Origin of the sequence: Psychrobacter sp. SCQQ22 (assembly GCF_015864605.1) — a bacterium.
Lineage (GTDB): Bacteria > Pseudomonadota > Gammaproteobacteria > Pseudomonadales > Moraxellaceae > Psychrobacter > Psychrobacter fozii.
In genome coordinates this window covers 326093-338830 of record NZ_JADYWZ010000004.1, presented here as the reverse complement: position 1 = coordinate 338830, position 12738 = coordinate 326093, and the positions used below count along the sequence as shown (strand labels likewise).

Genomic DNA, 12738 nt, shown 5'->3' with positions numbered 1-12738 from the left:
AAATGAATAGGGAGAAAGATAATGAAAGGGGATAAAGAGGTCATTCGTGCTTTAAACAAAGTACTTGGACAGTCGCTGATTGCTATTAATCAGTACTTTTTACATGCTCGCATTGCACGTCATTGGGGATTAGAAGCCCTTAATGAAAGCTTTTATAAGCAGTCTATTGCTGAAATGAAATGGTCTGATGATCTGATTGCACGGATTTTATTGCTAGGCGGTTTACCGAATTTGCAAGATTATGGCAAAATGTTCATCGCTGAAGATGTGCCTGAAATGATTGACTGTAATTTGCGTTTAGAAAAGCAAAAATTTGCAATTATTACGGACGCTATCACGTTATGTGAGACAAAATCTGACTACGTATCTCGCCAGTTATTGGTCATCTTAAAAGATGGTAATGAAGAGTATGAAGACTGGTTAGACACGCAAGAAGATTTGATTAAGAGTGTCGGGGTGGAACGATACATCCAATCACAAATGAGTGATGACGACGCACCATAAGATGATGTGATAGATAAATAGATCATATTTTCTAAACTTGCCAGCCTATGATTGGTCATAAACCAAAACATGAGCTGGCATTTTTATGTCTGAAATTTGACAGACTCTATCCGGTACTCTTTAATATAGACCGCGACCATCTTCAGGCTTTAGGCGTAAAAAGTACAATCCTGAGAGAATGGTTAAAATACCAAGTATCCAATAAGTGGTTTGGAATGCAGCCAAGGTATCTAGCTCGAACCTATCACGCAGCAAATTAAGTACTGCTGCACCAAAGGCGATACCAAAGCTAATGGCCAATTGCTGATTGACCGCCATTAGGCTGTTGCCACTACTGGTCTGTGTGCCATGAAGGTCGCCAATAGTAATGGTATTCATTGCGCTGAACTGCATAGAATTACAAGCGCCCATGACAGTCAAGATGGGTATGAACCACAGCCATTGTGATGCGTCATTGAACTGTGCCAATACGATGATAAGCGAACCCATAAAAAAGGTGTTGTAAACCAAAACAGTGCGATAGCTGTAACGCTGAATGATTTTACTCACCCATGGCTTGATACCGATGGCACCTACAGCGATAGGGGCCAGTAACCAACCCGCCTGTGATGGTGAGTACTCAAACACCACCTGTAATAGTAGCGGTAGTAGGAACGGAACCGCACTGATACCGAGTCGCGTAAATAAGTTACCCGTAATACCAATGCGGAAGGTACGAATGTCAAATAGGCTCAAAGGAAACAGTGGCGCATCCCGCTTTTTGGCATGCCAGATATAAGCACCTATCAGCAGTCCCGCACCCAAACCACAGAATAACCCATAAAGCTCTCGTCCTGCCTGTGAGCCGAACTCTACCGCCAACGTAAACCCACAAGCGGCTGCCGCAAACAATAAAAACCCTGTCCAATCTAGACGCTTAGTATCCTCAAATAATGCAGGCACGAGTTTTTTGCCCATAATAAAACCGATGATACCCATCGGAATATTAATTAAAAATATCCAATGCCAGCTGGCATATTGTACGATATAACCACCCAATACTGGGCCAACCAAAGGCGCGACCAATGCCGGTATCACCGCAAAGTTCATCACAGTCAAGAGCTTGTTGCGAGGATAAGACTTAACCAGTATCAAACGAGCAACGGGCGTCATCATCGCACCGCCAATACCCTGCACGATGCGTGAGCCAATCAAAAAATCTAGCGTAGGTGAGGCAGCACACAGCAACGAGCCAATACAAAAAATGACGATGGCCGATAGAAATACCCGACGTGTGCCATATTTATCCGCCAAAAAACCACTGATAGGAATGAATATAGCCAAGGTCAAGGCATAACTGATCACTGCCCATTGCATCTTCAGTGGCGACTCACCCAACGCCTGTGCCATTTGCGGTAAGGACGTATTTAAAATAGTAGCGTCCAAAATCTGCATGAACAGCGCGACTGCTAGCACATAGGGTAAGTATTTATCTTGCGTTGGAGTCAGGGTGATTTTAGACTCATTTTTATTAAGTATAGTAGACATAAATCATATTTTAGTCGATTGTTAGTCGAAAGCGTTATGGGGCATGTGGAGTAAATTATGTTCAATTAATAATGTTTGAGCAGTGTAGAAACCAGATTGGCTGAAATTAATGCTAATCATCCATAAAAAAATAACTAACGGTAAGATTAAGGTCTGTTGAACATTGAAATTTAAATGTTCAACAGACCTTAGACAAAGTCATTTTACGCACTTTCATTTGTTATTATCTTGTATAATTATTACTCGACAATTTTTCTAAATTAATATAACAGCTATAGTCATATCGTTCACATCCTACGATGTAGCTGTTCTCGAGTATGTAATCATATGTATAAACGACAGTCCGTTGCACTCATTGTAACATTGATAGTTGTCACACTTTTAGTATTAATGATCAGTGATGATGAAACTGCTAACTCCGAAACCACCATCAACGACAGCTATTCTGCTGACAATACAGTAAACGGTACTCATATTCTGACAGATGGTTGTAGGGATGCGCAAAAAACTAAACGGCACTTATTGGAGGAAGCCATCTCGGAGTTGTTTGATGGTGACTTTAGTGAAGCTGGTAAAAAACTGGCTTTTTTAAATATGTTTAGTTTAAATGCATGTGATGGATACTCAGAGATGCCTAAAGTAACTCCGGACATAGCTGACAATATTGAGATTGAAAAAGATAGCGATATCCTTCTTGAAACAGTCATTCTGCCGCCTATTGAAACAGGTGCTGAAGACGATAATATCATCACGTTTGATAGTCATTTACATAACTTCCCATTAGCCTTTAATACGTGGAACGATACTTATCAGCTCAATCATGGTATTCCTCATCGGGGATATCAAGTTTTTTATATGCATGCAGACAATCCATCAAAGGTAATAGAAAGAGAACACGTCACAGGAGTGGCAAAAAAATATAGTTGGAGTGACTTTAAAAATATACCATCAGAAAAATTCATGGCATATTGGGTAGGCTCGTTAAGCGTACCTGAATCGGGGTTTTATCAAGTTTTGATTAGTAAAAGTCACTCTGAGGCACGGGTGCTTATCGATAAACATATTATCATTGAGGACAACAAAGGCGGTGATGATATGCAAAAAGTATATATACCAGCTGGTAATCATATTGTCGAAGTTGAGTACCGCAATGGCTGGCATACAACAGATGTGGCAATGGATATCAGTCCTATGGAGAATGTTAATCAACCTGAAGACCCAAATCAAATTTTATCCACCATCAAGCAGCGATACCCAGATGTTGTAGCATTATACGCTGGTGTTTATGAGGCGGATAATCAAGCTGTCGTGCTAGATATACCTGCTATCTCCAAACCGGTAGTATTATACTTAAGCTCTTATGAGGCCATTAAATGGCAAATAAACAATACTCGTAATACCAACATAGTAGGAGTTGTTTACGTAAGCTCTCATAAAGGGTCGCAAGTGCAAGGTCTCACACAACAAAGCACTATCATAAACGCCGATATAAAGAATTTGGGTTATAAGAACAATACAGTATGTCACTGCAATCGTGATGGCTATCAATGTAATGTGAAAGGTGCTCATATAGCGGGTAGTATCGGCACAGGTAACCCATACCAAAAATATGGTATTGATATCATCCAGTTTGTGGGCAGTTACTCTACTGATTATTTCACTTTTCAACCCTATAGCGGTGAATGTGCTACTGTAAGTTCTATCACAACCAGAAAATAATAGGATAAATTATGAGTCAGGATAATAATAAATATGTACCACCAAAAATTTGGACGCAAGATAAAGAAAGCGGTGGTAAGTTCGCCAACATCAATAGCCCGACAGCTGGCGCACGTTATAACAAAGAGCTACCAGTAGGCAATGCGCCACTACAATTGTATTCGCTGAATACACCGAATGGCGTCAAGGTAAACATGCTACTAGAAGAGCTGGCCGAAATTGGTGTCAAAGGCGCTGAGTACGATGCGTATAAAGTTGACATTTCTGAGGGCGAGCAATTTGGCTCTGGCTTTGTGACAATAAACCCCAACTCAAAAATCCCAGCTTTGGTCGATCATTCTAACAGAAACGACGGTGAGCCTATTGCTATCTTCGAGTCTGGCGCCATCTTAATGTACTTAGCAGAAAAGTTTGGCAAATTTATCCCTTTGTCAGCTGGCAAATCGCGGGCCGACTGTCTGTCTTGGGTGATGTGGCAGATGGGTAGTGCGCCGTTTCTCGGTGGCGGCTTTGGACATTTCTATGCTTATGCACCCGAACCATTAGAGTACCCAATCAACCGCTATACGATGGAAGCCAAACGTCAGCTTGATGTACTTAATATCCATCTAAAAGACAACAAGTACATGTGTGGTAATGATGAGACGGATTACAATATCGCGGATATGCTCATTTGGTCATGGCATGGTCAGCTAGTGCTTGGTAAGCTTTATGATGCAGCAGAGTTTTTACAAGTAGATGATTATACTCACGTAAAACGTTGGGCAGAGGCTATTGCTGAGCGACCAGCGATTAAGCGTGCTGTAGAGTTGCCATTAAAATCAATGGGTTAGCTATAATTGGAGAACGACTAAACTGCTACGGCGTTAGCCTTCCTATATGTACAATCTAAAGTCGGCTGCCTTGTACCGTTTTAGCGTTCTTAAACCATAGTTGAGCAGTACACAGCGTAATAATAAGGCTGATAAGTGGATTGCTTATCAGCCTTATTTTATAGATGTTTATAGCCATCAAATTCACAGTTATTCTGTATCTATATATGGTTATATTAAAATAATCATATACTTGCCCGTTTACATAATAGTACATTAGTATAACAGATAGAAACATTGATACGTTAAGATAGCAGACACTGCCCTAATGGGTAGATATTTGTACTGCTTCTATTGATGAGTAATGACTATGAATGATGACAACCATAAGCTGATGGGTATATCACTACAAACAAGCAGTGATCGCTTTGCTGTTTGCTATTCTCAGGTCAAGGCCGCGCAGGACCATCGACATATAGACGTCTCTCCATACTTACAACCGAACGATACCACTCGTCTAAGACTTAATTCTAAAAAAACAAAAAAGACACCCTTATTAATGATAAAAAATAAAATACGATTATCTTTATTTGCTGCTATCAGCACCACTTTATTTAGTACAGCAAGTATGGCACATTCAGGCGTTGAGCTGACCAGCCAAGATTGGCAAGTTGCTTGTGATAACACCCGTACGTGCCGGCTGGCAGGCTATCAAGCAGAAAACAATAGCGAATTCCCTATATCTGTATTACTCACACGCCGTGCAGGTGCGAATGCGATCGTGGATGGCAAAGTAAAAATTGGCGGTGCCAAAGAGAGCTCATCTAAAGCCTTGATGAAACTGGGTAACCGTCACCGTATATCATTATTTATTAATGACAAAGACTACGGTGAAACTCAGCCGTTTTCGGCCACAGCAGGCAGTGCCGAATTGACTAAAACACAAGTGACCGCACTGTTAGAGGCACTGACCAAATCAAGCAATATCGAACTGGTGCTGCGTAACTCACGTTGGCAGCTATCTGATAAAGGCGCGAGTGCCGTTATGCTCAAAGCGGACGAAGCACAGGGGCGAGTAGGAACATCGAGCGCTTTCATTGATCATGCTAGTGCGGTTAAACCTAATAGTGGTGTGTTAGCACCTAAAGCGGCACCCGCATTACGTTTTGTCGCGCCTAAACCGAATGCCGCCGTGAATGATAAGAAAAAGTTTGTCATGAAGTCGTCGCAATTGGCCGCACTGATGAAAGGCACTATCAAAGATGTCGATGATGACTGCCCAAATTTGTCAGATAAATCACCATGGCGAGTTAGTCGCTTGAACAGCTCAAAACTAATAGCACAGCATGACTGTTGGACGAGTGCTTATAATACAGGGGCGGGTGCCTGGGTTATCAATGACACCAAACCTTACAATCCAACACTGGTAACGACCAACGCTACTGACTACGATAAAGGTATAGTCACTTCAGTACAAAAAGGTCGTGGTATCGGTGACTGCTTAACTAAGACTGACTGGATATGGACGGGAAAATCGTTTGAAAAAAGCCATCAGAGCAGTACTGGGCTGTGCCGCATGATTGAAGCAGGTGGGGCCTGGCAGCTACCGACCTACGTGACAGAAGTTAAAACAAGTAAATAGTATTGAATATAAACGATAACCTGCTGAATCAGATCGATATTTAAACATCGATCTGTTATTGGCTAAGTCTTATTTAATAATTATGTGAAAAAATAGGTACAGTTGTACTTTTATTATGATATACTACGTCGCCACGTTAGCTTATAGCTTTCGTGAATTATGAGATTGATAACATCGCCTGCGATTTTGGGTCTAGGATGACCATAAGTAATTGTTGCCGATGATTTTGTGTACTTAAATAACCTTTTAAAATATCCGTTATTTTTGACTCATATCTTATCTACTGTTCCATAAGTATGGATTAGATTGGTTGCTGTTTGCCTTTATCTGCTTTAGACAAAGCATCGATAATGCGCGTATATCAAGCAAGGATAAGACACTCGGCACTACCACCAAAATACGTCAGACAGCACGAACGCATTTATTGTAGAAACAACAGCTCTATTGGCTGGGTTTCTGATTATCGACACTCCTACAGTGGTCCGGTGATTCTTTAATAAAGGCAGCGTGGTGAACGGTTATCAGTGGTATGCATCAAGTTTGCTGAATTTACAGCAGCTTATACTTACCAAGGATTACTATGACTGACATCTTATCTGCAATCGCCGCTGAAAACGGTATCATCGAAAGCACTGACACCCCAAACACTGACACTCAAGCGGCTACTACTGACGCTGTTGACGAAAACCAAGTTACTTTTACTGATCTTGGCATCGCTAAGCCTATTCTAACTGCACTTGATCGCAGTGGTTACACCAACCCAACGCCTATCCAAGCACAAGCTATTCCTTTTGCTCTAGAAGGTCGTGATCTTTTATTGTCAGCGCAAACGGGTAGTGGTAAAACTGCCGCATTCGTTATCCCAGTACTTGACCGTTTAAGCCGTGCTACTAGCTTTGACAAACTAACCAAAGCACTTATCCTAACGCCAACGCGTGAGCTTGCTCAGCAAGTACATGACAGCGTTCGTACATACTCTAAAGATATGCGCGGTCTGTTCTGTGTACCACTAGTTGGCGGCGCACCGTACAATGGTCAGATCACTGCTTTGAAAAAAGGCGTTCAAGTAATCGTTGCGACTCCTGGTCGTCTACTTGACCATATCAATGCTGGTCGTGTTGATCTATCAAGCCTAGAAGTATTGGTACTTGATGAAGCTGACCGCATGCTAGACATGGGTTTTGCTGATGACATCAGTGACATCTTGCGCGCCGCTCCTACTGATCGTCAAACGATCATGTGTTCAGCCACTTGGGATGGCCCAGTAGGTAAAATCGCTGCCAGCTTCACTAAGAACCCTGAGCGTGTATCAATCAAAGTAGAATCTGCACACATCGAAGAAAAAGTGTACTACTGTGATGATTTCGATCACAAAAACCGTTTACTTGACAAAATCGTTTGCCAGCAAGATATGGAACAGATCATTATCTTTGCTGCTACCAAACGTAGCACTGAAAAACTAGCAAAACAGTTACAAGAAGCTGGTCATAAAGCAAGCTTCCTACATGGTGACTTGCCACAAAGCAAGCGTAACCGTATCGTTCAAGACTTGCGTAATGGTAAAGTTAAAATCCTAGTAGCGACTGACGTTGCTGCTCGTGGTCTAGACATCCCAGCAATCTCGCACGTTATCAACTATGATCTTCCACGCCAAACTGAAGATTACGTCCATCGTATCGGTCGTTGTGGTCGTGCTGGTCGTACTGGTATCGCTATCAGCTTATGTAGCATGGATGATCGTCCACAGCTTAACGCCATCAACCGTTATTTAGATCGCAAAATGGAAGTATGTATCATCGAAGGCATGGAGCCTAAGAAAACTTACGTACCTAGCGAAAACAAAGGTAATGGTCGTGGCCGTGGTCGTGGTCGCTCTAACGGTGGTGGTAATGGTCAAGGCCGTGGTCGTTCAAGCGGTGGCTATCAAGGTAATCCTGCTAATGCTCGTGGTCGTTCAAGCGACAGCTCATCAACTGGTCAACGTGCTAGCAATGACAGCGGCTATCAAGGTAAGCCACGTGATTCATCTGGTAAGCCACGTGATTCATCTGGTAAGCCAAATGAGCGTTCAGGTGGCAAGCCTTATCAAGGCAAGCGCACTGGTGGCCCTAGCCGCGGTGATAGCACTGGCGTTCCACGTGGTGAGCGCGCTGCAACTGGTCGCGGTCGTCCAAGCGGCAGCCAAGGTCGTCCAGCTGGTCGTTCTGACAGCCGTGGCCAAGGTCGTCCAAACGGCGGCAACCGTGGTAACAACTCGTAATACGGTTATATTTGACGATTAAAATGATTGATTCATTGATCGTCTAAAAATAACACTAAAAAAGCCAGATACTTGTTATCTGGCTTTTTTGCGTTTGATAATTCTGTATTTGTCCTTGTATGAGTTTTTTGCCTTGTCTATACTGATTTACTTTTGCCCGTTGTAACACTTGGAGCACCTTGATGTCTGCCACCTCAAATTTAGCAATTGATAATTTGCCATTAGCTTTTGGCATCATCATGGCCATTATTGGTCTGGTTTTTTATACCCAAGGCTTACCGGGTAAGTTTTGGCGACGGTTTTATGCGGTACTACCAGGTATTGTGTTGTGCTGCTTTATACCAGCCACTCTGAATAGCTTAGGCGTCTTCGCTGATGGTATTGGCTCACAGATTTACGGTTTTACTGCGACTTATTTACTGCCAGCAAGTTTGCTGTTGATGACCTTATCGATGGATGTGCCCAAGATATTGGGCTTAGGTTGGAAAGCGATCGCCATGTTCTTCGCTGCGAGTATCGCCATCGTCATCAGCGGTCCAATCAGTTTAGGAGTGGCTAAGTGGATATCGCCTGGTATGTTCACAGATGACACGCTATGGCGCGGATTTTCAGCGGTGGCGGGTAGTTGGATCGGCGGTGCAGCCAATCAAGCCGCGATGAAGGAGCTATTCGGGGTCAGTGATGATTTGTTTGGTATGATGATTTTGGTTGATGCTACCAATGCCTCATTATGGTTATTGGCTATCTTGGTGATGGCAAAACACAGTGACAAGATAGACCGTTTTCTACGCGCGGATACCAGTAGTATCGATAAGGTTATTAAAGCCGTCGAGAGCTATGAGCGTGATCATGCGCGCCCAGCAACCATCAATGATTTGATGGTGATGTTTGGTTTATGTTTTGCGATGGTCGGAGTGGCGCATTTCGTCGGAGGACAGATTGCAGGGTTTTTTGCCCCATACAAATGGGCAGTACAGTATAGCTTTGCCAGCTCGTTCTTTTGGATGGTGGTGATTATCACCTTAATAGGCGTCATCTTTTCTTTTACTAAGATTCGCAGGCTTGATCATGTTGGTGCATCAAAAATAGGCACGGTATTTATCTTTGTATTAATCGCCGCGATCGGTATGCAAATTAATCTGGCCGGTATCGTCTCGCAATGGCGACTATTACTAATCGGTCTGTTATGGATGAGTATTCACATCGTGATTATCTTTGCTGTCGCTCGACTCATTCGAGCACCGTTTTTCTTTTTGGCGGTTGGCTCCAATGCTAATACTGGCGGCGCATCCTCTGCACCAATTGTGGCAACGGCTTTTCATCCGTCACTGGCTCCTGTCGGGGTATTCTTGGGTATTTTAGGTTATGCGGTAGGGACATTTGGTGGTTATATCAGCACGCAGCTGATGCGATTAGCCGTGTCTTAATCTCCCAGTAACCATTATCCTGATAGTATTTTTTGCTAAATAAACCCGCATTAATTGCGGGTTTATTATTATTAATGATTGGGTGACTTGAGTTATCGTTTTGTCTATCTATGCTATTGATACGTAAGCCTAGCCATAGCCTTGCATGAGTACGTGTTAACCTTTCTGCTAATTGAATAAAGACAAATAGGCATGTTAGGAATAAACAAAAAGTTAATAGGAACAGTAGCACTATGGCAAACCCAAAAAAATTAGAAGAAAAAACAAGTATAACAAGCACAGTAAAGAACGCTCTCTATAACCCTGACCAAGAAAACATTCAGGTCAGAGGCGCACGCGTACACAACTTGAAGAACGTCGATGTTGATTTACCTCGTAATGCGCTGGTGGTCTTTACAGGTATATCCGGCTCAGGTAAGTCGTCATTGGCATTTGGTACGTTGTTTGCTGAGTCACAACGCCGCTATCTTGATTCGGTATCCCCTTATGCAAGACGACTCATTGATCAGGTCGATGAGCCAGATGTTGATTCTATAGAAGGGTTGCCACCAGCAGTCGCACTACAGCAGAAGCGGGGTACACCTTCAGTGCGCTCGTCCGTGGGTAGCGTGACGACGATATCCAATGGTCTACGCATGCTGTACTCACGAGCAGGAGAATATCCGGCAGATCAAGGAATACTATATGCCGATGCATTCTCTCCTAATACGCCAGATGGTGCTTGCCCGACTTGTTCAGGTATTGGCCGCGTGTTTGAGGTCACTGAAGAGTTACTGGTGCCAGATAACAGCAAGACCATCCGTGAGCGTGCGATTGCAGCATGGCCACCAGCGTGGCAAGGACAAAACCTTAGCCGCATATTGACCACATTGGGTTACGATATCGACAAGCCTTGGCACACACTGCCGAAAAAAACACGCGACTGGATTTTGTTTACAGATGATACGCCGACGGTGCCTGTTTATCCTGAATACAACATTGAGCAAACGCGTGACGCGATTGAAAAGGGTGAAAAGCCAAATTATATGGGTACTTTTACCAGTGCCAAAAACTTCATTTTGCACTCTTTTGCCACCACTCAAAGCCCACGTACCAAAAAGCGCGTCTCGCAGTTTATGCAGATATCTGAGTGTCCAGAATGCCATGGCAAAAAACTAAAGAAAGAATCGCTATCGGTTAAGTTTGCAGGATTGGATATAGGCGAGCTATCACAGTTAACGCTAACAGAAATGGCGGAAAAATTAGAAGTAACCGCTTGTACCAAGGTAGCTGATAACACACCAAACCGCGAAAAAGCCATCGTCGCCCAGCGTATCGCCAGTGACATTCTCTCTCGTGTTGAGGCGCTGACAAGGTTAGGGTTAGGCTATCTCTCGCTTGAGCGTACCACACCGACGCTCTCTCCTGGCGAGTTACAGCGGTTGCGCTTAGCTACTCAAATTCGCTCGCAGTTGTTTGGTGTGGTCTATGTTCTTGATGAGCCATCAGCTGGTTTACATCCCGCTGATACTCAAGCATTGTTAGGGGCGTTAGATGAGCTAATCGCGGCTGGTAACTCGGTGTTTGTCGTTGAGCATGACGTGAGTGTCATTAGACATGCCGATTGGGTAGTCGATGTCGGGCCAAAGGCGGGCACGCATGGTGGCGAGATTGTCTATAGTGGTCCTACAGATGGACTTCGTGAAGTTACGCAGTCGCATACTGGTCAATATCTATTTGCCAATGCTACGTCTAACGCACAGTCAAAATCTAGCACAAGGCAGCCAGCAGCCTGGCTCAAGCTTGCCAACATTGAGCGAAATAACATAACAGGATTAGACGTTGAGTTTCCGCTTGGGGTCATGACCAGCGTCACAGGGGTCTCGGGCTCAGGCAAATCAAGCCTTGTCAGTCAAGCGTTGGTAGAGCTTATCAATGAAGCATTGGGACAAAAGACAGTTACAGAAGCGCCTATTGGTGAAGCGGATTTGTTAGAGCAAGAGCTTGAGTCAATAATTGGTGGTGAAATCGTCGCTGGCATGGAGCACGTCCGTCGGCTTATTAATATCAATCAAAAAGCGATTGGACGTACACCGCGCTCTAACTTGGCAACCTATACGGGTTTATTTGACGATGTACGTAAGCTGTTTGCAGCCACCAAGCAAGCAAAATCTCATGGCTATGATGCTGGCAGGTTCTCCTTTAACACCACAAAAGGCCGCTGCCCAAATTGCGAAGGCTTAGGGTTTGTCAGTGTTGAGCTGTTATTTCTACCAAGCGTCTATGCGCCTTGTCAGGTTTGTCATGGCCAACGCTATGACGAGGATACGCTGGCAATCACTTATCGAGATAAAAACATCGCTGAAGTATTAAACTTAACGGTTGAAGCGGCTCATGAGTTTTTCGTTGATGAGGCACCTATTTTGCGTGCATTAGAGGCATTGCTACAAGTTGGACTTGGCTACTTACGTCTGGGTCAGCCTGCCACCGAACTATCGGGCGGGGAAGCGCAACGGATTAAGCTTGCCACTGAGCTGCAGCGTGTGCAACGAGGCGACACGCTATACATATTGGATGAGCCAACCACAGGTCTACATCCTGCTGACGTGTCTATGCTCATGACGCAGTTAAATGGTCTCGTCGATGCGGGCAATACCGTCATCATGGTTGAGCATGATATGCAAGTGGCTAGCAATAGCGACTGGATCATTGATATCGGGCCAGGGGCAGGAGATGCGGGCGGAATGATTGTTGCTCAAGGTACGCCATATGACGTTTCTCAGTCAAAAGACAGCCGTACTGCACCATTTTTATTGGTGTAATGGCGCTATATTTATATCAGTGTCTTTACATCAGTAACATGTAATG

Annotated in this window: 8 protein-coding genes; 7 read left to right on the top strand and 1 reads right to left on the bottom strand. The window is 43.8% G+C overall.

Features of this window, described 5'->3' with window-relative positions:
- The first annotated feature begins 21 nt into the window (after positions 1 to 21).
- Positions 22 to 504 (top strand): bacterioferritin, encoded by a 483-nt coding sequence (bfr, locus tag I6E84_RS07815; RefSeq protein WP_197101164.1) that lies wholly within the window; start codon positions 22 to 24, stop codon positions 502 to 504.
- A gap of 120 nt (positions 505 to 624) precedes the next feature.
- On the opposite strand, the gene I6E84_RS07810 is transcribed toward bfr, so the two are convergent.
- Positions 625 to 2031 carry a DHA2 family efflux MFS transporter permease subunit gene (locus tag I6E84_RS07810; protein WP_197217296.1) on the bottom strand — a complete coding sequence of 469 codons (1407 nt, stop codon included), beginning with the start codon at positions 2029 to 2031 and terminating at the stop codon, positions 625 to 627.
- Positions 2032 to 2358: 327 nt separating this feature from the next.
- On the opposite strand from I6E84_RS07810, the gene I6E84_RS07805 reads away from it, so the two are divergent.
- The 6 genes from I6E84_RS07805 to uvrA all read left to right on the top strand — a co-directional run bounded on the left by I6E84_RS07805 (position 2359) and on the right by uvrA (position 12692).
- The gene (locus tag I6E84_RS07805; protein ID WP_197217294.1) at positions 2359 to 3750 is read left to right on the top strand and encodes a hypothetical protein; all 1392 of its coding nucleotides are present in this window, start codon (positions 2359 to 2361) and stop codon (positions 3748 to 3750) included.
- An 11-nt stretch (positions 3751 to 3761) separates the two neighbouring features.
- The gene (gene yghU / locus I6E84_RS07800) at positions 3762 to 4583 is read left to right on the top strand and encodes a glutathione-dependent disulfide-bond oxidoreductase (RefSeq protein WP_197217292.1); all 822 of its coding nucleotides are present in this window, start codon (positions 3762 to 3764) and stop codon (positions 4581 to 4583) included.
- Positions 4584 to 4932: 349 nt separating this feature from the next.
- Complete coding sequence (locus I6E84_RS07795; RefSeq protein ID WP_227681343.1) at positions 4933 to 6204, top strand: DUF1176 domain-containing protein; 1272 nt, start codon at positions 4933 to 4935, stop codon at positions 6202 to 6204.
- A 580-nt stretch (positions 6205 to 6784) separates the two neighbouring features.
- Positions 6785 to 8464 (top strand): DEAD/DEAH box helicase, encoded by a 1680-nt coding sequence (locus I6E84_RS07790; RefSeq protein ID WP_197217290.1) that lies wholly within the window; start codon positions 6785 to 6787, stop codon positions 8462 to 8464.
- Positions 8465 to 8646: 182 nt separating this feature from the next.
- The gene (locus tag I6E84_RS07785; protein ID WP_197217288.1) at positions 8647 to 9891 is read left to right on the top strand and encodes a DUF819 domain-containing protein; all 1245 of its coding nucleotides are present in this window, start codon (positions 8647 to 8649) and stop codon (positions 9889 to 9891) included.
- A gap of 233 nt (positions 9892 to 10124) precedes the next feature.
- A complete protein-coding gene (gene uvrA / locus I6E84_RS07780; protein WP_197217286.1) occupies positions 10125 to 12692 on the top strand; it encodes an excinuclease ABC subunit UvrA in 2568 nt (855 codons plus the stop codon).
- Positions 12693 to 12738: the final 46 nt, after the last annotated feature.

Coding starts and splice junctions, on each gene's coding strand:
- bfr (WP_197101164.1), top strand. CDS start 22: ATGAAAGGGGATAAAGAGGTCATTCGTGCTTTAAACAAAGTACTTGGA.
- I6E84_RS07810 (WP_197217296.1), bottom strand. CDS start 2,031: ATGTCTACTATACTTAATAAAAATGAGTCTAAAATCACCCTGACTCCA.
- I6E84_RS07805 (WP_197217294.1), top strand. CDS start 2,359: ATGTATAAACGACAGTCCGTTGCACTCATTGTAACATTGATAGTTGTC.
- yghU (WP_197217292.1), top strand. CDS start 3,762: ATGAGTCAGGATAATAATAAATATGTACCACCAAAAATTTGGACGCAA.
- I6E84_RS07795 (WP_227681343.1), top strand. CDS start 4,933: ATGAATGATGACAACCATAAGCTGATGGGTATATCACTACAAACAAGC.
- I6E84_RS07790 (WP_197217290.1), top strand. CDS start 6,785: ATGACTGACATCTTATCTGCAATCGCCGCTGAAAACGGTATCATCGAA.
- I6E84_RS07785 (WP_197217288.1), top strand. CDS start 8,647: ATGTCTGCCACCTCAAATTTAGCAATTGATAATTTGCCATTAGCTTTT.
- uvrA (WP_197217286.1), top strand. CDS start 10,125: ATGGCAAACCCAAAAAAATTAGAAGAAAAAACAAGTATAACAAGCACA.